Annotated in this window: 19 protein-coding genes and 2 tRNA genes; 5 read left to right on the top strand and 16 right to left on the bottom strand. The window is 43.0% G+C overall.

Annotated features, from left to right (window positions below; translation table 11 throughout):
• Positions 1-49 precede the first annotated feature (49 nt).
• Entirely contained in the window at positions 50-4393 is a 4344-nt protein-coding gene (locus tag ACDQ55_RS02955; RefSeq protein ID WP_420979583.1) for an efflux RND transporter permease subunit, read from the bottom strand.
• 18 nt (positions 4394-4411) lie between these two features.
• Positions 4412-5443: an efflux RND transporter periplasmic adaptor subunit gene (locus tag ACDQ55_RS02960; RefSeq protein ID WP_420979584.1), complete on the bottom strand. Its 1032-nt coding sequence runs from the start codon at positions 5441-5443 to the stop codon at positions 4412-4414.
• Between the two features lie 436 nt (positions 5444-5879).
• On the opposite strand from ACDQ55_RS02960, the gene ACDQ55_RS02965 reads away from it, so the two are divergent.
• Positions 5880-6269, top strand: coding sequence for a response regulator (locus tag ACDQ55_RS02965; RefSeq protein WP_420979585.1), 390 nt, complete (start codon positions 5880-5882; stop codon positions 6267-6269).
• Between the two features lie 418 nt (positions 6270-6687).
• Here the strand turns inward: ACDQ55_RS02965 and ACDQ55_RS02970 are convergent, their stop codons facing one another.
• The 4 genes from ACDQ55_RS02970 to ACDQ55_RS02985 all read right to left on the bottom strand — a co-directional run bounded on the left by ACDQ55_RS02970 (position 6688) and on the right by ACDQ55_RS02985 (position 9109).
• Positions 6688-6960, bottom strand: coding sequence for a DUF6520 family protein (locus ACDQ55_RS02970; protein WP_420979587.1), 273 nt, complete (start codon positions 6958-6960; stop codon positions 6688-6690).
• Positions 6961-7030: 70 nt separating this feature from the next.
• Positions 7031-8080, bottom strand: coding sequence for a hypothetical protein (locus ACDQ55_RS02975; protein ID WP_420979588.1), 1050 nt, complete (start codon positions 8078-8080; stop codon positions 7031-7033).
• A 10-nt stretch (positions 8081-8090) separates the two neighbouring features.
• Complete coding sequence (locus ACDQ55_RS02980; protein WP_420979589.1) at positions 8091-8537, bottom strand: MauE/DoxX family redox-associated membrane protein; 447 nt, start codon at positions 8535-8537, stop codon at positions 8091-8093.
• 275 nt (positions 8538-8812) lie between these two features.
• Positions 8813-9109, bottom strand: coding sequence for a helix-turn-helix domain-containing protein (locus tag ACDQ55_RS02985; RefSeq protein ID WP_420979590.1), 297 nt, complete (start codon positions 9107-9109; stop codon positions 8813-8815).
• A 124-nt stretch (positions 9110-9233) separates the two neighbouring features.
• Between ACDQ55_RS02985 and ACDQ55_RS02990 the strand changes: the two genes are divergently transcribed.
• Positions 9234-9641 (top strand): hypothetical protein, encoded by a 408-nt coding sequence (locus ACDQ55_RS02990; protein WP_420979591.1) that lies wholly within the window; start codon positions 9234-9236, stop codon positions 9639-9641.
• Between the two features lie 213 nt (positions 9642-9854).
• Here the strand turns inward: ACDQ55_RS02990 and ACDQ55_RS02995 are convergent.
• The 5 genes from ACDQ55_RS02995 to hflX form a co-directional block, all read right to left on the bottom strand.
• A tRNA-Asn gene (locus ACDQ55_RS02995) sits at positions 9855-9928 on the bottom strand.
• Positions 9929-10108: 180 nt separating this feature from the next.
• Positions 10109-10182 (bottom strand) — tRNA-Asn (locus ACDQ55_RS03000).
• A 129-nt stretch (positions 10183-10311) separates the two neighbouring features.
• Positions 10312-11958: an ArnT family glycosyltransferase gene (locus ACDQ55_RS03005; RefSeq protein ID WP_420979592.1), complete on the bottom strand. Its 1647-nt coding sequence runs from the start codon at positions 11956-11958 to the stop codon at positions 10312-10314.
• A gap of 70 nt (positions 11959-12028) precedes the next feature.
• Entirely contained in the window at positions 12029-12370 is a 342-nt protein-coding gene (locus ACDQ55_RS03010; protein ID WP_420979593.1) for a Rieske (2Fe-2S) protein, read from the bottom strand.
• Entirely contained in the window at positions 12370-13560 is a 1191-nt protein-coding gene (gene hflX / locus ACDQ55_RS03015) for a GTPase HflX (RefSeq protein WP_420979594.1), read from the bottom strand. The genes ACDQ55_RS03010 and hflX overlap by 1 nt, the downstream gene beginning before the upstream one ends.
• Before the next feature lie 207 nt (positions 13561-13767).
• Between hflX and ACDQ55_RS03020 the strand changes: the two genes are divergently transcribed.
• The gene (locus ACDQ55_RS03020) at positions 13768-15753 is read left to right on the top strand and encodes a prolyl oligopeptidase family serine peptidase (protein ID WP_420979595.1); all 1986 of its coding nucleotides are present in this window, start codon (positions 13768-13770) and stop codon (positions 15751-15753) included.
• 67 nt (positions 15754-15820) lie between these two features.
• The gene (locus ACDQ55_RS03025; protein WP_420979596.1) at positions 15821-16597 is read left to right on the top strand and encodes an enoyl-CoA hydratase-related protein; all 777 of its coding nucleotides are present in this window, start codon (positions 15821-15823) and stop codon (positions 16595-16597) included.
• An 88-nt stretch (positions 16598-16685) separates the two neighbouring features.
• Here ACDQ55_RS03025 and ACDQ55_RS03030 read toward each other — a convergent pair whose 3' ends face one another.
• Positions 16686-17390 (bottom strand): porin family protein, encoded by a 705-nt coding sequence (locus ACDQ55_RS03030; protein ID WP_420979597.1) that lies wholly within the window; start codon positions 17388-17390, stop codon positions 16686-16688.
• Positions 17391-17661: 271 nt separating this feature from the next.
• Between ACDQ55_RS03030 and ACDQ55_RS03035 the strand changes: the two genes are divergently transcribed.
• Positions 17662-20610, top strand: coding sequence for a PAS domain S-box protein (locus tag ACDQ55_RS03035; protein WP_420979598.1), 2949 nt, complete (start codon positions 17662-17664; stop codon positions 20608-20610).
• Between the two features lie 3 nt (positions 20611-20613).
• Here the strand turns inward: ACDQ55_RS03035 and ACDQ55_RS03040 are convergent, their stop codons facing one another.
• The 4 genes from ACDQ55_RS03040 to kdpB all read right to left on the bottom strand — a co-directional run bounded on the left by ACDQ55_RS03040 (position 20614) and on the right by kdpB (position 26399).
• Positions 20614-22314 carry an ATP-binding protein gene (locus tag ACDQ55_RS03040; RefSeq protein WP_420979600.1) on the bottom strand — a complete coding sequence of 567 codons (1701 nt, stop codon included), beginning with the start codon at positions 22312-22314 and terminating at the stop codon, positions 20614-20616.
• A complete protein-coding gene (locus tag ACDQ55_RS03045) occupies positions 22311-23435 on the bottom strand; it encodes a sensor protein KdpD (protein WP_420979602.1) in 1125 nt (374 codons plus the stop codon). The genes ACDQ55_RS03040 and ACDQ55_RS03045 overlap by 4 nt, the downstream gene beginning before the upstream one ends.
• A gap of 327 nt (positions 23436-23762) precedes the next feature.
• On the bottom strand, positions 23763-24326 hold the full coding sequence (kdpC, locus tag ACDQ55_RS03050; RefSeq protein WP_420979604.1) for a potassium-transporting ATPase subunit KdpC: 564 nt from the start codon (positions 24324-24326) through the stop codon (positions 23763-23765).
• Positions 24327-24353: 27 nt separating this feature from the next.
• Positions 24354-26399 (bottom strand): potassium-transporting ATPase subunit KdpB, encoded by a 2046-nt coding sequence (gene kdpB / locus ACDQ55_RS03055; RefSeq protein WP_420979605.1) that lies wholly within the window; start codon positions 26397-26399, stop codon positions 24354-24356.
• Positions 26400-26413 lie beyond the last annotated feature (14 nt).

A 26413-nucleotide genomic window follows, 5' to 3' on the forward strand; every position in this document is an offset into this window, starting at 1 on the left:
AAATAGCTACTATATTAAGCTATTTCCCTGCAACGATATTGCAGGCCGGCTATTGGTTGGAATTTACTGTATCCCCTTTAAGGCATTGTAGTTCGGCCATGCGTATATTTATTTCTGTTTTAGCCTGTATGATTGCTATACGTGCCCGCTGATGCTCTGTCTGGGCTTGTAGATAATCTTTTAGGGTTATAAAGCCCGCTTCATATTGATTTTGTGTAATCCGTTTATTTTCTTCCGTTTGAGCTAACCGAACTTTTGCGGCTGAAAGAAGGGCAGTTGCTTCCGTTGTGTGTAAGATGGCCTTCCGGATAGCAATTCCAAGCTGCTCTTTTTCTATCTCCAGTTCCGTAGCAGCGATAAAAATTCGCTGTTCTTGCGTTTTTATTTTCTTACGTAATCGACCTGCATCCCAAATAGGGATTTTAAGCGAAATAAGGCCATAATAAGCGGCAAAAGGAACCGGGGGAATAATAGACATGCTTCCGATACTTTTCCCTGTAAAATACACCCCCCCGGTATTTATTATCAAAGTAGGCATTCTTTCTGCTTCCAGCATTTTGCGCTGCTGTTTTGTTAGATCAAGGGCATAGTCCATGCCATGAATAATGGCCCGGTTATTTATGGCGGCATCAATATCATGGAGTGGTTGGAGTTTTGCTGTGACAATATCCTCTGTAACTAAGGAAATTTCCTTACTTCTTATGCCAATTAATTGCGCTAATGTCATTTGGGCTATTTCTGCATTGTTGATGGCCTGCAATTTAAGCAGAACGTTATCCTCTAGGGCTGCGTCTATTTTTAGTAGGTCATTAGCCTGTTTAAAGCCCGCTTGAACTGCTGTTGCTGCCTCTTTTCGCATTTCCTGTAATTGAAGAGCAAAGCTGTCTGCCAGTGATTGAGCAGCGTTGGCAGCAATAACTAACCAGTAGGCTTTCTCTACCCGTAGTAACAATTCGGCTTTATCATTGATAAACTGTTCTTTGGCGATCTGCGCATTGACATCTGCAATGATTTTGGCCTTCCTTATCCGGCCACCTGCGTAAATGGGGAGCATTACCCCGGCGTTGACATATAGCCCATTTCCCGGCAATATATCGTTTATTGGATTGCCGAAGGTAAAGCCAGTTGCCCCCGCATCTATTTGTGGACGTGCGGCTGTTGTAGCTTCTTCGGCTTGTGCATCTGCCATTTGCACACGGGCGGAACCGATTAACAATTGCCGATTGTTTTGCATAGCTAATTCTTTACAGTCTTTAAGCGATAAAATACGTTGTTGTGCTGTTCCTTGAAAATAGGTGCATATAATGAGAACCGTTACAACAATTGTTACTGCGGAGCGGCTTACCCTTATTGATAAGTGCTTCTTCTTTATTTTCTTGCTCATTAACAGATAATACAATACTGGAATGACCAATAGCGTCATGAACATACTTGCCAGCGTTCCGAAACACAACACGGATGCAAGCGGTGACCATAATGGAGAGCGCCCCACGACCATAGGAGTTACACCGATGGCCGTCACGATAGAAGTAAGAAAGATTGGGCGCATACGCCGAAGTGCGGAAGCCATTGCGGCATCCTTTATACTCATTCCCTCTCTTACTAGTTGATTCGCGTAGTCAATCTTTATAATACCATTGCGAATCACAATCCCGACCAAAGCGATTAAACCCATGAAGCCCGTGAAGCCAAAGGGATTGTTGGTGAGTAGTAATCCTAGCAGTGCGCCGGGCAAACTCCATACAAATGTAGATAAGACGATGAGCGCCTGTCTAATGCTTCTGTAATAGATTAAAACGGTGGCGAAGATTAGTAAAAAACTCAATAACAGGGCGGTAATCATACCCGGCATATTTTCTTTTACAGCTTCTGCTTCTCCGCCAAAATCTACACGATACCCGTAAGGTAGCGGAAAGGATTGCAGTTCTTTTTGTAATGCGCGTATAATATCGGACGCAGGGATGCCCTGTTGGGCTTCTGCCATCACCGTGAGGGTGCGAATGCCGTTGCGCCGCACGATCTGCCCCGTGTGCTGCGCAATGTTCAAAGAAGCCACCGCGTGAAGTGGAACCTGTATATTTTGACCGGGAATCGGAATATCTAACAAACGATTCATACCTGTTTGCCCCTGATCGTCTAGGTATAGGGCAACCGATACGGGTTTATTGCCTTCCCACTTTGTCATGACAGGAAGTCCGTCTGTTGCCGTTGCCACCGTTTGTATAATATTGTCGTTCGTTACACCGTATTTCGCCATAGCTTCCGATAGGGGTTGCAGGTCAATTGCCGTGTAGTCGCGCCCGTAGTCGATTCGGATATAGTTTGTGCCATCTGCACGTTTTACGATACCCCTTAATGCGCTGGCAATGTTTTTCAATGTATCCAGATTCTCTCCTGTAATCCGGAGTTCAACAGGAGCAGGGGTTTGATTGAAACTTAATTCCCGGACTTGTACCTCTACGCCAGGCAGCAATGCTGTTAGCGTTTTTAGATATTTTTTAGCTAATAATTTAGTGGCTTCTTCACTCGTGGTAGTGATAAATAATTGTGCGAAGTTCTGCGCTGGTGGTTCCGGTGCATAGGTAGTTTGGTAGCGGGGCGAGGATTGCCCAATAAATTCATCTACCCGTTCCACTTCTTCATCTTTTTTAATGATAGACTTTAACAGCTTGGATGCAATTGCTGTTTGCTCTAATGTAGCATTGGAAGGCAACCGGAGAAGGACGTTGAACTGCCTGCGATCAAAGTACGGGAAGAGTTCCTGCCGGACAAACAGGCCACCCACTAATGAAATCAGCACGACGAAAACTGCTATGGCAACGGTAGTTTTGGGATAATCGAATGCCCGTTTTATTATTCTGGCAAATTGTTTCTGTATTTTACCCATTAAAGTATCTTTTCCCGTTTCAGTTGCCTCCTGTTCTACACCCTTACGAATGTATCTTGCACATAGTATTGGCGTAATGGTGATGGACGATAGCAGTGAAACTGCAAGCATAATGGCAACGCATATAGGCAGCGGAGCAATAAATTCCTTAGATAATCCGGTGAGCGTAAACATTAACGGGAAGAATGAAAAAAGTATGGCAAGAGTTGCTACAAATAGCGAGGGAAATAATTTTTCAGCAGATAACCATGCTGCTTTTCTTCTTGCCATTCCCGCATCAATCTTTTCCAGATAAGCGTCAACCACTACAATTGGATCATCAATCGCCATGCCTAGACAAATTATTAACGCTGCTAAGGTCACCTGATGAATTTCAATGCCTATCGGATGGAGTATAGCAAAAGTGATAATAATTGCAATGGGCGCAATAATCGCAGGAATTAAGGCAACGCGAAGCGGAAGCATTAACATGATAACTCCGATCACCGCCGCAATAGAGATACCAAATTCGCGTATAAAATGCCAGATGGTAGAGCGCACAAAATCGGGTTGACTTACTATTGGATTTATTTTTACATCATCAGGCAGCAACCGCTGTACTGCCGCTATTTCCTTGTTTAGTTTTTTCCCAAATTCGACAACATTGTTTCCATCCCGGACGCAGAGGGTGAGCATCATTGCCTTTTCCGCTTCGGTTCGGATAAATGCGGTGGGCTTCCTATAGTTCCGTTCAACCCGCGCAATATCCCGGAGCCTCACTGTTTCGCCGCTGCGGGATCGGATGATCTGATTGCTTATTTCCGATTGTGTATTGTAACGCGCATTGACGTAAAGAGGTATATCCGCGCAAAGCGTTTCCAGCTTTCCAGATGATGCTGTTATGTTGTTTTGCTGCAACGCCATAACAATATCGGATATGGTAATTTGATAGGATTTTAATTTTCCCGGGATCAAGGTTATTTTAATCTCTTGCTGTACCCCGCCGTAACGATGCAGCTTTGTAACTTCCGATAAGGTTTTCAGCCGATCTTCCAGTTTGTCAATACAAGCGTCAAGTTCGGCGTAGCTCCTTTTATCGGAAGATATGTTAAGCATGATGGCCGTAACATCCGCGAACTCCGTATTTACAACCGCACCACGAATTGAAGAAGTGTTAAGATCATGCTGTAAGCGCGCCCAAAACAAAGAGGGGGATTTTACGTTGTTGTTCAACTCAACGGTGGTAAATGAAACCCCCGGCTTGGAAACCGTAACGGTCTTTTCCTTTTTGACTTCGGCATAACTAAAAAGAATCTTTTCTACTTCTTTTGAGATTTCATTTTCCACCGTAATTTCATCCGCACCGGCATAAGGTGTAATAATGGCCGCCTGCCTGATAACGATATTAGGATCCTCGGTGCGGGGCATATAAAGAAAACAGTAAAAACCGTAGGCAACGGCTACCAAAAAAAGAATCAGAATTATTAATTGATTTCGTATAGCGTATTTAGGTAAGTGCATTTTCATGGATAAGGTTTGAGGTCATTATTTAATACTTATCTTTTGCCCTTCGGTTAAATCATCCGGGCCTTCGATTATTAACATTTCACCAACGGCCAATCCTGCTTTGATGCTTACCTGTTGCCCATTTATTGAGCCTCTAACGATATTTTTTTTCTTAACAACATTCCTATCGGCAATAAGTACAAAAGGGGAATCCTTATTTACATGAACCGCTGATGCAGGTATGAGTATTTCAGGTTTAGATGCATTGTCATGTAAGGTAATTATTGCCATCAGCCCGGGTTGCAACTCTTGAATATCTTTTTCAAGTATAATTTTAGCGGTGTAAGTATTCATATTTACTGATGGATTAATGGTAACTACTTTTCCGGGAATTGCGTTGGCAGATAGTGCAGGTATTTCAATCGAGCATTTTTTTTGTATGTAAAAATGCTGTAGATCATATTCTGTTACATTTACCTGAACATAATATTTCCCCGATTGTATAAGATTAAAAACAATATTTCCCACACCGCCAACAATACTCCCCGGTTCAATGGAACGAATGTTAAGTAGCCCATCTTCCGGTGCATTTAAGTAACTTTTTTTTAGCTGAATTGCTGCTGCTTGTTCAGCTTTCTTTGCTTTTTCCAGATTAAAATTTGCCTGCTTGTAATCTATTTCTGGTATGCTATTGCTTTGATGAAGCATTTCTGTTCGATTGTATCTATCCTCAACTTCTTTTCTATTTATTGTGGCGTTTTCGAGGATGTTGCTATATTCATCATTTTCAAGCACTGCAAGTAATTGTCCTTTTTTAACATGATCGCCTTCTTTCACCAGAACACTTTTAACCCTGCCTGAAATAGTGAAGCCTAAAGGAATCGAAGCGGTAGGAACAATAGCACCATCGAATTTTTTTTGCTCATTTTCCTGCTCCTTTAAAGCAACCAGTAGCGTAGCCACCGGAACAATTTTGCTTTGGTTTGATTTTTCTATTGGAGGATTACAAGAGGGAGAAGAAGCAGAGAATACTGGGTAAAAAATTAGTAATTGTAAAAGTGTTTTTCTCATTATAATTATTGGATTTTGGTTTCTGAAATATCAATAACAAACGTTTACGAGGGGAAAAGAAAATCCGGGGCGATCAGCCCCGGACTTCTGCTTACAAGCGTGATAAACAAGCACCATCACTTTTTTGGGATTATCCAATGATTTTTTAAGACATAATGTATGAAAAACCGCCCCACCAAGATAAGCGAGGCGTATTCATCCATTGTTTGTTAACCCCAAAAGAGTTATTGCCAAATAATATTTTGACCGGATTAATTTTTTGAACTTTCAAAAAAATGTATATTGCAATATACATTTTTTTAGTTTTTTAACAAGCTAAATATTTCAGCTACTACTTAAAGTTTATCTATTTTTTCCCGCTTAAATTTAGTTGTTGTTTAGAAAGGTATAAATATTTGTTGCAACTCCATTATTTTTTCTTTCACAAATCATGCTTATGAGAATTTTAATTATTGAGCAGGATTTAATTGCTCAAAAGATACTTCAAATTCTTATTGACCGAATTGTTAAGGCCGAAATTTATATAACGTCTGAAAATGATGAGGCGTTAACAATAATACAGGAAACGTTACCGGATTTAATATTTACAGATTTCAGGATGCGCGATAATGACAACAGAAAAACTCTAATAGAAATCATTCGGAATAACGAAAGTATTCGACATATTCCTATAATTGTGTTTACTTGTTCTCTTTTCCTTGCCGATAGGGAGGCGGCGGAACATGCGGGTGTGAATGAATACTATACATCGCATGTTACGAAAGACGTATTGTCAGTTTTGTTCGAAAAGTACGCACCACAAGTAAAAAAAGTACAGTTATCCTAATTCAGTAATAATTATATGAAATACAAAATTATCTTTTTGGAAAATGGTTTTTGCAACGTTCAGGTAAGACGTTTTTTGATTTGGCGATATGTCAAAGACAAAGGGAGGGATATATGCCCGGTGGCCCCTATTTGCGGAGATTTTTGTAAACGTTGGAATAAGATATTTTATACGGCAGATGATGTGCGGATGTATATTCAAAAAAAATATTCTCGTGCAATTGAGTGCTGATTGCTATGTATGCCTGTGGGTTAAAATTACCTTTTTATAAAATTTACTTGCTACTCTTTTAGAATATCCAACCTTGATTATATTAACTCACAATTGAGAAAACGGGTAAGATATTAGCGATTCTAGGCGTCAACTAAAAAATTGGGGTATCATGTTTTCATTAACATGATACCCCCTTTATTAGCCTTTAGTTTTGGCGTTCAAAAAGAGGAACGATACATTGGTTAACACCATTCAAACCATATAGGTTATGAGCAGTGCCATTGATAACGATTTGGCACTGGGTTGGCCCATCAGTTTCGCAATCTTTTTGTGCCAGACAAGTAACGGTTTGTCCAGGAGCAGGGTCAATGGTAAGGTTAGTGTAACCTGTAGTTGGAAAGAATCGCTGAGAGGCAAATGCTGTTCCTACAGCAAGCATGAATAAAGAGGCGGTTAATACTACTTTGAACTTTTTCATAACAAAGAGATTTGATTTGGTAAAGAATAGTGCCTACTTAGGATTATACAGGTTTTCGGCTACGTCCTGTTTATTGCTGCAATGCGTTCATTTTATATTGTGACAGATGATTTTCAGCTATTGCGTATAGGGTATTACCGGTAATTAAAATAGCTTCTGTATTCTTGTGATCGATCTTTGGAATATAACTACTATACAGATAAATGCCGCTACTTAGGCTATATACGTCCATTACATTGTGCTTTTTACTTTCGTTGCGCGGTTCATTATCAGCAAGTAATGCAGAAATAATATATAACCGATCATTGTAAGCATAAGCAGTTCGGTTTACGTGTACAGCAGGTGCTTTGAACATTCGTTTGTTTTGCTCAGTTATTGTTGCTACCTGTATTTTTGCTATTGTGTTGGTATCAATTGTATGACCGGTGTATAAAGATTCTAAGCAGCTATCTAAGCATATAAACTCATTTCTATACTGATAAACATATACGATCTTTCCGGTTATTTTATCCTTTATTATAGTACCATCGGTGGAAAAAAGCCCCTCACTTTGAGGTATTAATAAACCCGGATAGGGGATTATGTATGGCGTATCTGTTTGTAGTTTTAGCAGACGATATACGCTATTGTTCGCGCCTCGTACAAGAAAAGTAGCAGGGGCGATATTCAGCGCATGGGTAAAATAGCAGCTTTTTTCTGCAAACCGCGTGAGATACAAAGAATCAACATTTCCCTGAAACAGCGATGGGCTTATGCCTTCTGCTATGTACATTTTGGGGTAATCAACCATGAGCCGCATATATTTCCAAATCGCTTTTTCTGTACTATCTACGCGTAGATTGAAGATAGCCGTATCCATTGTACGCTGATCTATTCGTAGCATGTGGAGGGCCGCAGTGTAATTGCCCAGATATACATATCGGTCAGTGCTTCCTGCAAAATAATAGCCGGAATATTGCACATTTATACTTTTTTCGGGGATAAGTGCTTCATGTCGAATAATGCGTTTAAAGCCATTTAATTTTTCGTTTGGTTTATCAGCAAAAGCATATAAGATAAGTACTATAATTGTACATGCCACAATGCAGATAGCGGCAAACCGAAAAGGATGGTGGTTCATATATTGTTAATTATGCGGTGGTAAACTTTGTACGTATGGCAGTTCTATTATCTTGTTTATTATGTAACCACATACCCACTAAAGCCAGCAACACAAATAAAAGATTGAAAAAAATGTGCTGTTTCCAAGTCATTTTTGAGATTACACCGCCACAAGAGCAAGGCACCTTTTCAGAAAGGCTAATCAGCACGATAATATATGCAGTGAATAAAACCATGAGCGTAAAAGATGAATATAGTCCTATTCGTTGGTAACGGGCTATCACAAGTAAAATCGATACGATAATTTCAACTAACGGAACTGCTATTGCCAATACTGATGCAAATCTGGTAATTAGTGGTGATTGCCCTATTACGGCCTTAAAATTTTCATAATCTAAAAGTTTAGAAATGGCAGTATAAACAAAGAGGAATACGAAGGTATAGCAAATCGTTTCTAAGAGTGTTTTTTTTATCATGGGGGAAGAAGGTTTACAGGGTAAAATATTGCTGCCGATATGCACCCCTCCCCGGATAGAAGGGGTAGAACGGCAGAAAATGAAAAAGCTAAAATTGTTGGCGCTACAGGTGATCGCTAGTGCTAATGACTTTCGGTGATTAACGTTGTATCTATCTTACTTAAAGTTGCTAATAAAAATTATTTGTTGGGGTATGTTTTGAGGACATTTTTTCGGCAATGGTTGTCCGTTCTGCTCACGATAGCAGAAAGCCATATTGCCAGTAAGAAAGAATATTATTTTGTTTTTTTTACGGTGCTTTGATCGAAGGTCGTGAAAAACTCTTTTAAAGTAAGGCCCATTCCGTCCGTAATTTTAAGTAGTGAGCTGATACGCATATCAGATAGCCCCTTTTCATATCTGGCCATCGCTGCCCGTGATAGTTCTATATCATGTGCAAATGTTTCATAGGATGAAAAGCCGTTTTTTTTCCTTGTTGTCTTAATGTGTATGCCTAATACGATCAAAAAATCTTCTAAGTCGGTATGTTGTTCAAATGGTCTTTTACGCCTTGTTTTCTTGTTCCTCGCCATACTCTAATTACGGAAATAGGCATCAAAAAATTTACCCCTATTTGCGTGGGTACAATTGTACATCTATAATTAGATACATTTTTTGGATAAAAATTTGTATCTTAGGAAGCGTTAAAACTTTGCTATGAAAAGAATTTATTTGTTCTCTTCTGTTTGTCTAATCGTCGCTTGTAACAATCAAACGGATATTGACGAAGTGAATGACGTAATAGGTACATATGTTCACCAACGAGAGGTTAAAAGCAGCAACCCAAATAACAATTCAACCTCAAAGGCAGTTATAAAAGATACGGTGAACATCTCACGCACCGCATCAGGTGAATATCTGGTAAAAAAATCTGGAGTTTCCGAAACCCCGCAGCAAGACAGGAGCGTATATACTTCAAAAACGACAACGTGGGAACTGCCAGCCCAGTACGACAAAAGCAACCACGAGCTTACGATGGCAAAAACCATACTACATCTTGCGGGGGATAACAAGAGCCTATATATGGGTACAGAGGAAAAGTATCAATACAAGAAGATCAACTAACGCTATTTTTCAGCCATATCTAAACCTGCCGGGCTATATTAGTCCGGCTTTTTTTTGCGTAATGTAAAGAGGTGTTTACAAAAGTGTGCAGTTTTTTAGGGTTTTGATAGGAAAAAAAACGATGTGGATAAATAAATATTTATGCAAATTTTATGTAAAAAAAAAGCACCTACGCATAACCGTAAGTGCTATAATTAGTTGGTAATCAATCTGCTCCCCCTGCTGGATTTGAACCAGCGACCCTCTGATTAACAGTCAGATGCTCTAACCAACTGAGCTAAGGAGGAAGGTAATTACGGTTAAACCGGGCGCAAATGTAGTAAATATTTGACTAAATCAATAGTGTTATCAATTTTTTAATACTCACCTCATAGCGGATTTTTGAAAATGGCTAAATACCATTCCAAGCCCTTTTGAAGCAGATAAAAACAAAAAGGTCTGCATTTCTGCAGACCAGTCTATTTGTGCTCCCCCTGCTGGACTTGAACCAGCGACCCTCTGATTAACAGTCAGATGCTCTAACCAACTGAGCTAAGGAGGAGTGTTTCCCGTATCGTGTGTGCGATTTGGGATTGCAAAAATAGGCAAAAAATCATTTTTGCAAAATCTTATTTCATTTTTTTTGAAAAATTTTTCGCTATAGTGTGTAAACCCGCTACTACAGCACATTTCAAAGGACAGCTTTTTTCACTAACACCAACTGTCTTTCCCCCAAAGCGGCTGCTCTTGTAGCTTTGCGTACAAATGGCAGATCCAGTTTGCTTACATAAAAATGCGGAAAGGATTTAATCACGGTACAGGTATAGCCTTGTTGCTGCAACTTCGTTACATCGTCTGGCGTAGTAAAAATTATAGCCGGCGTTACCAATGTAGCAGCGTCGTAACGGGCTACCGGTGCTTTTAGATAAAAATCGAACGCGTAAGAATTCACCGCATAAAAGCCGATTGTCTTTCCCGGCAGGGCAGTATTGGCATAAAAAGCGGCTGAACTACCACTCTGATACTGCATCATATCCGGATACAAAATAGTGTTCAGATATAAATTCAGCAAAATGCTGATGCAGATGGTGCGATAGAACACTGCCTCACGGGTAGATTTATCCAACCAATAATGCAACAATAAGTAAAATAGGATCAGGGCGGCAGGAAGCAATAACCAGGCACAGTGCATAGCAGGCTTGTAGAGCAGGTCTATCACAATACCGGCGATAGCCACCACAATAATGATTGTATATTGGGTAACCCGGAAAAACTTTAAGCCCTTCTCTGTATGCAACGATAAAATATACCGCGCAGTGAGAATAGCGAAGAAGGGAAAAATAATATTCAGGTAATGCGGCAGCTGGAAGCGGGAGAGGGAGAACAGCAGAAAGGTAGCCAGGGAGGCGCAAATACAATAATATTCCTGCTGTTGTTTCCATTTTTTTATGAAGAGAACCACCGCGGTGTACAACATCACAGACCAGGGAAGAAACGCCCATAATACCGTATGTAAAAAGAAAAACGGGTCGCCGGAACCTTTTATCGGACCGGTATTCATAAAGCGGCCAAACTGGCTGTCCCAGAAAAAGAACCGCAAACCGGAAACATGGGTGGTACCAAAAACGGTTTTCTCCGGATGAAGATCAAACTGGCGATAGAGTGCATATAGCTCCGGCGTAATGAAAACAGCAATCAATAAGAAAGCCAGCAACCATCGTACATGGAACAATTCTTTCCAATTGCGGGTAAATAGTAATTGCCCGCCTATAGCGGCTCCAATAGGCACCAGGGCAAACACGCCCTTAGTCATGATAGCGCACGCGGTAAACAAGGCGCCCAACAAAATACCCCTCCGGTAAAAATGATATACAGCTGCAATGATAAGACCCGTGAGATAGGGCTCTGCTCTTACATCATTGTTGGAAATAACCAGGTGCTCAGCTGTTAATAAGATACAAACAGCCCAGCCGGCTACCCTTTCGCCATAGAGATGAAAGGCAAAACGCCAGGTGTAATAGGCCCCCATCAACAAAAAAAGAATAGCGGGTAGCTTATAAGACCAAGTGTGGATACCAAAAAGCTGAAAGCTAAAAGCGACCACCCAGAAAGGAAAATGCGGTTTATCCAGCCACTCATGACCATCGGCGTATAGATTCCAGTAATCATGTTTCAGTACCATTGTTTTGGAAATCCCGGCGTATAAAGCGCCATCTGGCTCCAGGATGGGCACAAACAGGGCGCTAAACTGTAATAATACCAATGTTACAGTAATGAACAGCCATACCTGTTTCTCAGTAAGAATAAACGATCGTGTTGTAGGTTTGAAAGTCAGCATGGCGAAAAGTTACAGGCATATCCCGGTTACTTCAACTACCCACGTTATTTTTAACAGAAAAATAATTACCCTACCAAAGCCAGCCGCTCTTTTCCATTCCTAGCCAAGGCCCGTCTGCCCGTTGTTCTATGGGGTATGTTTTCAGGTAATAACCCTCTCCGCTACTGTTGTAACCATTTTTCAGGCTGAACTTATAGCGATGCAACGGGCAAACAACATTACCGGCAGCATCTATAAAGCCGTCGGACATAATCCCTCCCGCATGTGGGCATTTGAATGCAAAAGCAAAAAGCTGCCCCTGATATAGGGTGCAGCATAATTTTTTTCCATTTACCGTAATTACCCGGATCTCATTTTCTACCAATGGTAAATAGCTTTCTTCCAGTTTGTACCAGACATGTTCTTTGGCCATTAGTAGAAAAATTCTGTTTTATAGGGAAAACGTTCTTTATAGAGTTGAGACACCTTATCCAGGATAGTTTTACGCAGCTCTTCGATGTTTCTTCTTTCCAGGGCGGAAATAAACACGCAGTTGCCTTGTGTTTTGATCTCCCAGTTCCGTTTCAGGGAGTCCAGAATATCTTGCTTGATAGCCGGCTCCAACCACTGATCAAAGGTATTGGCCTCGTAAAGGTCCATCTTGTTAAAGATCATAATGATGGGCTTATCAAACGCTTTTAACTCCTGCAGCGTGCGGTTCACCACCTCTATCTGTTCTTCGAACTGTGGATGGGAAATGTCTATTACATGGATCAGGATATCACTTTCTCTTACTTCATCCAGGGTAGATTTAAAACTTTCTACCAGGTGGTGAGGCAGCTTACGGATAAATCCTACGGTATCGCTGAGCAGGAAAGGTGTTTGTTCAAAAACCACTTTACGGGTGGTAGTATCCAGCGTAGCAAACAGCTTATTTTCAGCAAATACTTCGCTTTTGCTGAGCAGGTTCATAATTGTGCTTTTACCTACGTTAGTATAACCCACCAGGGCTACCCGGATAAACTCGCCACGTTCCTTACGCTGGGTGAGGGATTGCTTATCGATTTCCTCCAGCCTTTTACGCAAGAGGGCTATCTTATCTTTTACGATACGACGGTCTGTTTCAATCTCCGTTTCCCCGGGCCCCCTGCTACCTATACCACCTCCTTGTCTTTCCAAGTGGCTCCACATACCGCGCAGGCGGGGTAAAATATATTGGTACTGCGCCAGCTCCACCTGCACTTTTGCTTGTGCGGTGCGGGCCCGGCGGGCAAAAATATCCAGGATAAGGTCACTACGGTCTATCACTTTTACCTTCAATACCTTTTCGATATTGGCAATCTGTGACCCCGTCAGTTCATCGTCGAAGATCACCAGTGAAATATCCCTGCCGGCAATAAACTGATGAATTTCTTCCAGTTTACCCTTTCCTACAAAGGTGGCCCTGTCTGGATGCGCCAATCTTTGGGTAAAGCGTTTAACCGTTTGGGCGCCTGCCGTTTCTGCCAGGAATACCAGCTCGTCCAGGAACTCATTTACCTGGCGCTCTGTCTGTTCTTTGGTGATAACGCCAACAATAACAGCCCTTTCTTCTTTTTGTACGACTTGTTTTTTCTCAATCAAGTTATTTCTGAATTTGAAGCAAATTTACAGAGAATTTACTGGTTACACGCTCCCGGATTTATAGCTGCCCGGAGCTCAGGCTGTCCTGGCTTGTCAGTTATGCCTGATCCCGTAAAATCCTCATTTCTTCCTACATTTACCCGGTCCAAAACAACCCTTCGATATATGTATAAACCTTTTTTACTGACAGGACTATTAATTTCAACTATGGCAACAGCCCAGGATAAGATGACGCCTGAATTGCTATGGCAATTAGGGCGGGTGAGCGGTGAAGCAATCAGCGCAGATGGCAAAACTGTTATTTACGGGGTTTCCCAGGTAAATATAACAGAAAATAAAAGTGAGAAAAACCTGTATGCCATCCCGTTAGGGGGCGGCACACCGGTACAGCTCACTCAAACACCTGGAGCTGAAGGCGACGTAGCCATATTACCCGGCAATAAAATTGGCTTCTCCCTGAAAGGCCAATGGTACGAAATGAGTGCTGATGGGTCCAATGCCATACAAAAAACCAATGTAGAAGGCGGTATGCAGAATATCCGCATTTCCCCTGATGGCCAGCATATTTTATTTTCGAAAGAAGTAAAAATAAAAAAGATTTCCGGCGCAGATCATTATCCTGATCTACCCAAATCCAATGTGCAGATATACGACAACCTCAACTACCGCCATTGGGATACCTGGGAAGACGGCAACTTTTCACATGTGTTCTATGCCACCTATAACAATGGGGAAGTAGGTACACCTGTAGATATTATGGCTAATGAGCCGTACGACTGCCCACAGGTGCCTTCCGGCGGACCGGAAGATATGATCTGGAGCCAGGACGGTAAAAGTATCCTGTATGTGTGCAAAAAGAAATTCGGCAAAGATTACGCCCTCAGCACCAATACAGACATTTATGAATACGACCTCGCCACCCGCAATACCCGCAACCTCTCGGAAGGGATGGCTGGCTACGATATGGCACCAGCCTTTAGCCCGGATGGTAAATACCTCACTTGGTTAAGCATGGCCCACGATGGCTACGAGTCAGATAAAAACGATGTGATCATTCTCAACCGTGCTACCGGCGTAAAAACCAATCTCACCAAAAACTGGGACGGCACCGCCTCGGCTGTACGCTTCAGCAACGACAGCAAAAAAATCTATTTCCTCGCTGTTATAAAAGGTACTGAACAACTGCTGGAAATAACCCTGCAGAAAGATCTTGCCCAAACAACGGAAAAGCATATACACCAGGTAACCAACGGCGATTTTGATATCAACGATATGCTGGCTCAAACAGGCAACATCCTGGTGGTTTCCCGCACAGATATGAACCATGCAGCCGAACTGTTTACCGTAGACCTGCAAAAAGGAACCGTCACAGCACTTACGAATGTTAACAAACCTATCTACGATAAAATAGGCATGTGCAAAGTGGAAAAACACTGGGTAAAAACCACCGATGGTAAAGACATGCTCACCTGGGTAATCTTTCCACCCGACTTCGATCCGGCAAAAAAATACCCTACCCTGCTGTATTGCCAAGGAGGTCCTCAATCGGCCTTATCACAATTCTATTCTTACCGTTGGAACTTCCAGCTGATGGCTTCACAAGGTTATATTGTAGTAGCTCCCAACCGAAGAGGGATGCCTGGCCACGGGGTGGAATGGAATGCCGCTATCAGCAAAGACTGGGGTGGACAACCCATTAAAGACTACCTGAGCGCCATAGACGATGTAAGCAAAGAAAGTTATGTAGACAAAAACCGTCTGGGTGCTGTAGGCGCCAGCTATGGTGGATACTCCGTATACATGCTGGCAGGCGTACACGAAAACCGCTTTAAAACCTTTATTGCACACGATGGCCTCTTTGACCTGAAAAGCTGGTATGGCACTACCGAAGAACTTTGGTTCGCCAACTGGGACATCGGCGCTTACTGGGACCCTGCTAATGCCAACGCATACAAACACTTTAATCCCAGCGAGTACGCTAACAAATGGAATACACCTATTCTTATCATCCAGGGTGGTATCGATTTCCGTGTACCCATTGAACAAGGCCTCCAGGCGTTCCAGCTGGCCCAGCTGAAAGGCATTAAAAGCAAAATCCTGTACTTCTCCGAAGAAAACCACTGGGTGCTGAAACCTCAAAATGCGATCGTATGGCAACGGGAATTCTTTAGCTGGCTGAAGGAAACACTGTAATAACGATATTATTCACGTCCGGGGTGAGGCAGATAGCAGCACCCCGGCACTCAACACCTCAACAATCATGGCAGCTTTATTAATGGACATCCAGGATGGTATTGCTACCATCACTTTAAACAGACCAGAAGTATACAATGCCTTTAATGACCCCCTCAGCTATGAGCTGCAAGACGCCTTAAAACAGGCAGAAAAAGATGCAGCGGTGAGGGTAGTGGTGCTCACAGGCGCCGGCAAAGCTTTCTGTAGCGGCCAAGACCTGAAAGCAGCGATGGGATCAGGCAAACGTAATCTCAGCGAATCATTGCACAAACGCTACAACCCCATTATACGCGCCATCCGCAATATGCCTAAACCGGTTATTTGCCGCCTCAACGGCGTGGCTGCTGGCGCTGGATGCTCCCTTGCCCTGGCATGTGATATCATTATTGCCAGTGAAGAAGCCACAATGATAGAAATATTTGTAAACATTGGCCTGGTGCTGGATTCTGGCTCCTCCTACTTCCTACCACGTACCATTGGCTACCACCGGGCCTTTGAACTAGCCACCAAAGCTACCCCCGTTACCGCCACCGAAGCGCTGCAAATGGGATTGGTAAACCAGGTAGTACCCACTAAAGAACTGGATGCTACTGTACAGGCAGAAGCGGCCTACTACGCTGCTGCGCCTACGAAAGCCATCGCCCTCATGAAAAAAATGCTCACAAAAGGCATGACCAGTCACCTCGACGAAGTATTGGAATACGAAGCCTATTGCCAGGAAATTGCCGGCAACTCTGCCGATAATGCCGAAGGCATCCAGGCATTTGTGGAAAAAAGAAAACCTGCTTTCAAAGGCGCCTAACACTTACCCCTACACAACATTCAACAAAATGGCCATGGTGCATAAAACACCATGGCCATCAATTTTATATTAATACCGTTACTAGCTTTTACAAACCACTCAGGCAGATGCCAATCTGGTAAGGCCGGATATCCACATTATTGTTGTTATTGTCTTTCAACAAAGTATTGATGGAGTAAGCACCAAACAGGGAAAAATTACCATAACCTACACGGGCAGTGCCTGAAAAACGCCAAGGGTTAAAGAAACCCCTGTTTTGGTCTTTATCAATATTCTTGTCGCCATTGGCGCCAACATATTTTTCTTTGGTATGTGCATCTACCAGCGCACCTATTTTCACACCCACTGCCGCTTTAAAGCCTTTGTTAGCATTGTCAGGAACACTACGGTAGCGCAATTCTACCGGAATTTCTATATAAGTGGTCGCTATTTTATTCTTCTTATTGGTAGTAGAAGGAAAAGTTGCCTGGTTAGCATTCAGCTTTCCTTGTATGTCCATATAATGGTCTTTCAAATAAACGCCGCTGGTGCTTACACCCAAACCTGGCGCCAGGCTCATTTTAGACTTCTTAAAAGGGAAGTCGTACATCAGCGCTACATTGAAACCCCTGTTCAAGCCAGTGCGCACACTATCAGGTTTGCCTGACCAGCCATCATAGGCCAGCTGTATCATCAAAAAGTCGTTGGAGTGGACTACCTTGTTCACTGCCTTATTCATCGCAGAACCGCCATCCTGAGCAAAAACGCCGATAGATACAGCTATAAAGCCAAGGGTAAAAAGTATTTTCTTCATATATTATACATACTTGGGAAAAAGAATATTAGGCAAATATAATGGATTGATTGAAACACAACTGGTTAAAATATTGCAAAATCATTTCCGAAACTATCGAAAGTTATCGAAAAAGTCATATTGATATTGATATTCTTTTTCATCATTTCTCTTCAGAATTGAACAAGATGAACAACAATATTGACGTAAAATATCCTAATTTGAATAAATAATCCATCATTTCCCACATAACCCCTGCCAATGCTATTAAAGAGTCGTTGAAAAACTTCGCATGAAAAAAATCGTAAATACCGTTCTGGTGCTGGTCCTCGTAGTACCCATGGCGCTTATTGGCTTCGTGTACTATGCATGGATGGTACAAAAAAGAAGCAAAAGCGCATCCGAATGGATGATACATACTAATTTACAGATAGACCGGCTAAGAACCCTGGCATTACTGGATAATAACTACACGAATAATATCCGGGAAATGCTGCTGCTGGATAAAACCACCCTCTCTACAAGCGATGCAACTTTGCCAGACAGTATGAAAAAGTTGCTGCACGTTATCCAGACTAACGAAAACGGGGATACGGCCACCCGGCAAATAATGATACAGCTCAATACCATCTTACAACAAAAAATTGATTATAACCGCCAGGTATTACTTGCTGCTGCCCAGCAACCTGCCCTGGCCAAACAACTCATTACAGCCTCACAAAGCAAGGCATTACGCAGTCGCCTACGGTGGATTGTTATGGGCTTCATCCAGGTAAAACGCAATAGCCTCATTACAAGAATATCCAAAGACAACCAATATACGCTGTACTCCTTTTGGACAACTATTACGATCAGCCTTTTTACCCTTCTCCTGATACTGATAGAATCCCGTTATATTTACCGGCTGTTCAAAAAACTGAAAACGAGGACCAACCAACTCTATAAAAGGGAACAATGTTTTATGCGCCTGGCTGAAGAAACAGAACTTATACTGTTTAAAGCCGGATTAGACGGCATATTTACCTATGTAAGCAAACGGGCAGCGGAAATGACCGGCTATACCAACACCGAATTGGTAGGCAAACACTTCTCTATATTCCTGAAGGAAGCCACCTGGAAAAAACTCGAAGAATTTTATCTCCACCAGGTCACTACCGGCGATGACTATACCTTCCAGGAATTCGAGATCATCACCAAATCCGGCGCCAGAAGATGGGTAGAACAACTCGCCACCATTATCTACAGCGAAGATGGCACAATTAATGGTTTCCAATGTATTGTACGGGATATCGACAAAAAGAAAAACAACGACGATCAACAAGATTATCTACAGGAATGCCTGGACGCTATTTTAGACAATATGCCCTCCATGATGTTCATTAAAAACCTGGATGGAAAATATCTGGTGGTGAATAACCGGTTCTCAGAAATGATAGGTATCCCTAAAAAAGATATTATCGGCAAACGGGATGAAGCACTCCATTGCGACTGGGTAACCCGTTACGCAGAATTAGACCAGGAAGTGATCTCCACCGGCGCCAGGGTAAAACAGGAAGATATCATTACAGTAAACGACCAAACCTTCCATTTCCTGATCATCAAATTCCCTCTCTATAACCAGGAAGAAGAACTCATTGGCATATGCAGCATAGGACAGGACTTTACAGAAAAAGCCGTTTATATCCAAGCCATGGAAAAGGCGCATCAACACGCCACAGAAGCCATTAATGCACAAGATATGTTCCTTGCCAACATGAGCCATGAAATCCGTACGCCTATGAACGGGATTATTGGCATGACTAACCTACTCATGCAACAGAAAGAATTAACGCCCATCCAACTGGAATATACCAACGCTATTAAAAGATCGGCCAACCACCTGCTGTCTATTATCAACGAAATTCTTGATTTCTCTAAGATAAAAGCAGGCAAATTACACTTACAACGACAACCATTCGACCTGTTTGAGGTGATAGATAATACCCTGTTTCCACTTAAATTACAGGCGCAACAAAAGGGACTGGCCTTTTTTGATGAAACAGATAACGCCATTCCTACCAGATTGCTCGGCGACGAAATAAGGCTCAAACAAATACTAACCAACCTGGTGGAAAACGCCATTAAATTCACCCCCTCAGGAAAGATCTTGTTTAAAGTGTCGCTGGCTGGAGAAAGTACAGACAGCGCTACCATCCGCCTGGGCTTCGAAATCACAGACACCGGTATTGGCATTGCACCGGAACAACATGAACTGATCTTCCAAAGCTTCTCCCAAACACATGCTGATAACGCCAGAAAATTCGGTGGCACCGGCCTGGGACTAACCATCACTAAAGAACTGATTACCTTACAAGATGGATTTATTACGGTAGACAGTCAGCTAAATGAAGGCGCCTCTTTTTATTTTGAACTGCCCTTTATCCGTAACCACGCGGTTATTACCAATAAAGCGGAAAAAGAACTACTGCTTTCCTCCGACAAACCCTTGCAAGGAAAAACAATATTGGTAGTAGAAGACAACGAAATCAACCAGCAAGTGGTGTTCCATACCCTGCGGGGCGCCGGCGCCAGAACCGATGTAGTTAACAACGGCCATACTGCCCTCGAAATGCTAGACCACAAACTATATGACTGCATTATCATGGACATACAAATGCCCGATATGGATGGCTACCAAACTACCCAGGCAATACGGCAAAAAGGCATACAAACCTGTATTATCGCTATGACCGCCTCAGCTATCAAAGGCGAAAAAGAACGTTGCCTCCTGGCTGGCATGAACAACTATATTTCCAAACCATTTGAACCACAAGACCTGTTTCACATGATACTGAAAGAACTGGGAGAACCGCTGCCGGAAACTACCGAGAAAGCCCCGCCAGCAAAAATAGTTACCGGTACTCCCCTAAATCTCGATACAGTGTATAATATGATGTCTGGGGAAAGCGACCATGTAAAAATCCTACTGGAAGAATTACTGGACAGTATCCCCCAGAAGTTTACAGAAATGAACTATCTGGTAAAAGAGCAACGATGGGAACCCTTATATATGCTGGCCCATCAAATGAAATTTAACCTGAATGTAGCCGGCATGAAATATGCCTCAGAAATGGCTTACACCATTGAGCGCGACGCGCGCCTTACAGAAAACCTGGATAGCATTCCTACCAGGATCAGGGAAATAATGGACATCTATTATCAACATGTTCCTCTGATAAAAGAACATATTGAGCAATGTTAACTACTATTTGGATACCGGTAAAGTAAAGTAAAAGCGGCTTCCCTTTCCTTCTTCACTCTCTACACCAATTACGCCGCCCTGTGCTTCTATGAACTCCTTTGAAATGGCCAGGCCTAAACCATTACCCTGGTTGCCCTTCATGCCCGGTACTTGGAAAAAACGCTCAAAAATCCTATCCCGGAATGCGGCAGGGATACCCTTTCCGTAATCCTGCACTACAAATGAAATCATCCCTGTTCCCATGTCCGTTACACTTAGATCTATAATAGCGCCCTTGGCTGAATAGCGGATAGCATTAGTAAGCAGGTTCACCAATACCCAGGCCGATTTTTCTACGTCCGCCAGCACCAGCGACAAAGTAGCCGGCACATTTATACGGATAGTCACCTCCCGCTGTGCCGCCTGTTTTTGTACCGTATCCAGGGCATATTGTACAATATTAGCTGCTGCAACCGGTTGTGGCTGCAACTGGATATTACCACTTTCTACTTGCGACAGGTCCAGTAACTCACTCACTATTTTAATCATCCGGCGATTATCTTGTTTTAAACTGTCTACCAGTTCCTTCTGCTCCTGATTAAGCGACCCGGTACGCTCATCTTCCAGTAGTTTTATACTGAAATCTGATGCCGCTAAAGGCGTTTTCAGCTCGTGGGAAATAGTAGCGATAAAATGGGTTTTAGCAATATCTTGCTCTTTAAAACTGGTAATGTTGCGAAGTACCACTACATAACCTATACGCGCTTCATTATGGCGGATATCCGTGCTTTCCTGGGTAAAAAAACATTCTTTACCATCTACTATTATTTTAATGGGAGCGTTCTCCTTTTTATTGATCAGAAATCTCAGCAGGTCGTTGAGCCTTGCTATTTCTTCAGCTGGTTGGCCTACCACTGCCTTTTCCGGCAAGTTGAGCAACTGTAAGGCTTCCGTATTGGCAAAGAGGATGGTGTTATGATTATCAAATCCAATTGTAGCATCCTTTAAACTGCTGATCACCGCTTCCGCCCGTTGTTTCTCAAACACAATACGGGCCAAGCTACTATGCTCATATTCATCCAGCCGTTGGGCCATAGTATTAAAAGCCGTCGCCAATTCTCCGAACTCATCACCAGAGCGGAAATACAACCGTTTGCTGTACTGCTTATCGGCAATGTCTTTAATCGCCTCTGTGAGGGTATGGATAGGATTGGCAATGTATCCCGGGAAATTATATACGAAGGTAAAACCTAATAAAAAACAGACCCCACTGATAATGGCAATGTACAACAGGGCATTATCGGCGGTTTTCTTCACCTTTTCATTCTTCCCCACAATAGCTGCCATATTGAGGTCCATAATAGTGTAAATACCTTTCTTAATGGCGCTTACATTGGTAGTAGAATCCTTACGCAATAATTCAAATGTGCGGGTTACTTCAGAAGTAGCCGCCTTTTCGCCCTTCTCCGTTACATTATCCTGTTGCTTTTTCAAGTTCTCGGAAAATACTGTCATCGCTGCCGGCCTGTTTACAGGCATGTCTTCCAACGCTACCAGCATATTTTTAGCGTACTGGAGAGACTCATAATTGTCTTTCAGGATAAACTTCGCTCTTTTGTTCAGGCGGCTCAGATAGTAATAGCCCAGTATACTCACCACCAGTAACATGGTGTAGAGGAACAATACACCGAGCGTAATTTTAGTTTTTAATCTAACCTTGCTCATGATAGTATAATGATATCAATATCGTTGGAGGAAAGTACTTTCAGCAATTGGTTAAACAGGTTAGTACGTAAAATGATACGAAAAAGGCTGATATGCGGCTTTCCCATACAAATAGTCGTAATCTGTTTATCCAAAGCCACCTGAATAATAGCGCCAGACACGTTGGCGCTATGCTCCTGTAATACCTCTGCGCCTAGTTCTGTGGCCAGCTTCAGGTTATTAATCAGGTGCCGTTGAACAGCCAGGGCTATTTTATCGGCGCTCTCCCGGGGCGTTTGCACATACAACACATACCAGTCTGCATGATAATAGGCAGCCAGCCTTGCAGTTTTACGGATCACTTTCCGGGCAACTTCGTCGTTAGAGGAAATACAGGCAAGAAAGGTTTCATGGCGCATCTGCATGCTGCGTGGGATTTCTGTTTCTACCTTTCTTTCTACCTGGGAGGCTACCTCTTTCAGCGCCAGTTCTCTCAGCTGCAGGATTTTATCTGCCTGAAAAAAATTACTCAAAGCATTCTCCACCTTCGACCGGTCGTAAATTTTACCTTCTTTTAACCTCGTGATCAGCTCATCTACAGTAAGATCTATATTTACTACTTCGTTGGCCATCTGCAGCACAAGGTCTGGGATACGCTCTTGTACTTCAATACCAGTAATAGATTTTACCTCCTGGTTAATACTTTCTATGTGCTGTATGTTTACTGCAGAAATTACATTAATACCAGCATTCAACAGGTCTACCACATCCTGCCATCGCTTTTCGTTTTTAGAGCCAGGGATATTGGTATGGGCCAGTTCATCTACTACCACCCAATCTGGCACTAACAACAAAATAGTGGAAAGATCCATTTCTTCCAGCATTTTGCCCTTATAGAAAACCTGCTTACGGGGTATTTGAGGTAGCCCTTCCAGCAAGGCATACGTTTCCGCACGCCCATGTGTTTCTATATAACCGATCTGTATATTTACCCCGTTCCTCAGCATAGCATGCGCGTCTTCCAGCATACGGAAGGTTTTGCCCACGCCGGCGCTCATACCGATGTAGATCTTAAATTGCCCCCTGCCAGCGCGGTTAGCCTGTTCAAGGAAAGCTGCAATGGATCGTTCTTTATTGTCCATAAAAAAACTATATCCGTTACTGTTAGAAGTATACCACTAGCGAAGCGGTAATGGCAGTACTCGTATTTCTCATGCCCTTGGCCACCCATAGTCCAACCGGCGATCAGTATCCATTTACCTGTTATACTAAAGATACCATAAACATCACTAAAGTAGCGCACCCCCCGTATACTGTCTGGCAGGTCATTTCCAATATAAGTGCTTCAGTTCAACGATATTTTATCCATAGGCTTAAAGGCAACCTGTGTCTCCAAAGCGGGCGTTGGGTTACCATCCACTTTTTTGATCCTTGGTATTCACAGGCCGGCAAATAATCAGGACAATACACTATTTAAGATCGTCGAGCGCAATATTTAACTTTAATACATTTACTGTGGCTACACCCAATATGCCCAACACAGCAGGTTTAGCGTTGGCATCTATCAGTTGCTTGAGTTTATCCGCGGGAATGCTCCTTGCTTTAGCCACCCTTGGCACTTGTATATAAGCGGCTGCAGGGGTGAGGTGGGGGTCTAATCCGCTGGCAGAAGCGGTTACCAGTTCCGCAGGAATATCTTCCTTCTTCACGCCCGGGTTATGCACGAGGAAAGTATCTATGCGTTCTTGCACAATTTTAAGATAATCCGGGTTGCCGGCAGACTTATTGGAACCACCGGAACCAGCAGCATTATAGTCTACCACAGATGGCCGGGGCTGAAAATATTTATCCGCCGAAAATTTCTGGGCGATATTTTCATAGCCCACTACCCGCCCGTTGTACATCACTTTTATGCCATTTCCCCTGCCAGGAGCCATCTTTGCTATCCCTGCCAGAAATAGGGGATATAATCCGCCCAACAGGATTACCAACAACAAAGTAAGTTTTACAGATGGCCAGAGATATTTTATCATCTTTCAAAGATTTTTATCAATTTATAATTATATAAAAAACGCTACCAGCATATCTATCAATTTAATGCCGATGAAAGGCGCTATTACGCCACCTACGCCATAAATCAACAGGTTACGGCGCAGCAGGGCGCTGGCCCCTATAGGCCTGTAAGCCACGCCGCGTAAGGCCAGTGGTATCAGCAACGGAATAATCACAGCATTAAAGATCACCGCGCTCAGGATGGCCGTTTCCGGGCTGTGCAGCTTCATGATATTAATACCCTGCAAAGCCGGGATCGACGCCACAAACAGAGCGGGCACAATAGCAAAATATTTAGCCACATCGTTGGCAATGGAGAAAGTGGTCAGCGTACCACGGGTCATGAGTAACTGTTTGCCGATTTCCACTATCTCGATCAATTTCGTAGGGTCGTTATCGAGGTCCACCATATTACCGGCTTCTTTGGCGGCCTGTGTACCGCTATTCATGGCCACGCCCACATCGGCCTGAGCCAGGGCGGGTGCATCATTAGTGCCATCACCCATCATGGCTACGAGGCGTCCTTCGTGCTGTTCTTTACGGATATAGCTCATTTTATCTTCCGGCTTGGCTTCTGCAATGAAGTCGTCTACACCAGCTTTGGTAGCAATGTATTTGGCCGTAAGCGGATTGTCGCCGGTTACCATTACCGTTTTTACACCCATTTTACGGAGGCGGTCAAAACGTTCGCTGATGCCTGGCTTAATGATATCCTGCAACTCTATTACCCCCTGTACTTTACCATTGAGTGATACTACCAGTGGCGTACCACCATCTCTAGAAATAGCTTCTACCCGGATTAATGTTTCCTGAGGAAAAGCAAAGCCCTCTTTTTCGGCAAGGCGTTTAATAGCGTCGTAAGCGCCTTTGCGGATATGCCTGCCATCGGGCAAATCGATTCCACTGGTACGGGTTTCGGCAGTGAACTTCACCAGGCTGGCGCCAACGATTGATAAAGTGCTTGTAACATCTTTACCCGCCAGTTCTACAATAGATCTACCTTCCGGCGTTTCGTCCGATAAAGAGCTCAAAGCGCAAAGGCGTATAAAATCCTCATTGGAAATGTTATTGGCGGCATAAAAATTTGTTGCCTTACGGTTACCGATAGTAATAGTACCGGTTTTATCCAGCAACAATACATCTATATCTCCGGCCGTTTCTACAGCCTTCCCGGATTTAGTGATCACATTGGCACGCAGGGCGCGATCCATACCGGCTATACCAATGGCAGATAAGAGGCCGCCAATAGTAGTAGGAATAAGGCATACAAACAGGGAAATAAATGCAGCAATAGTGATCGGCGTTTGTGCATAGTCTGCAAAAGGTTTCAGTGTTACGCACACAATAATGAACACCAGGGTAAAACTCGCCAGCAAAATGGTGAGCGCAATTTCATTTGGTGTTTTCTGACGGCTGGCGCCTTCTACAAGCGCAATCATTTTATCCAGGAAAGATTCTCCCGGCTCGGTGGTTACCCGCACTTTAATATGATCAGATAATACCTTGGTGCCGCCTACTACACTAGACTTATCACCACCGGCTTCACGGATTACGGGCGCGCTTTCCCCGGTAATGGCCGATTCATCGATGCTGGCCACGCCGGCGATGATTTCTCCGTCGGCAGGAATAATATCACCCGGGTCACATACAAAAATATTGCCTTTGCGCAAGGAAGAAGAAGACACAACATTTATTTTATTGGTAAAAATCTCACCGACCAAATCAATTTTTTTGGCAGGCGTTTCTTCCCTCGTTTTACGCAGGCTTTCCGCCTGCGCTTTACCACGGGCTTCTGCAATAGCCTCTGCAAAATTGGCAAACAACACGGTTAACAACAATACAATAAACACTGCCCAGTTATAAGCTACACCGCCCTGATCCCTATTACCGGTAACAAATGCATACAACGCTACTATCAGCATCACCGCTGTGCCTATTTCCACGGTGAACATCACCGGATTTTTAATCATCCATTTAGGATGCAGTTTCACAAATGACTGCTGGAGGCTTACCATCACCAGTTCTCTCGGAAACAATTTATTGTTCTGTTTCATGGTAATCGTTCATT

Origin of the sequence: Chitinophaga sp. 30R24, from assembly GCF_049056765.1 — a bacterium.
Taxonomy (GTDB): domain Bacteria; phylum Bacteroidota; class Bacteroidia; order Chitinophagales; family Chitinophagaceae; genus Chitinophaga.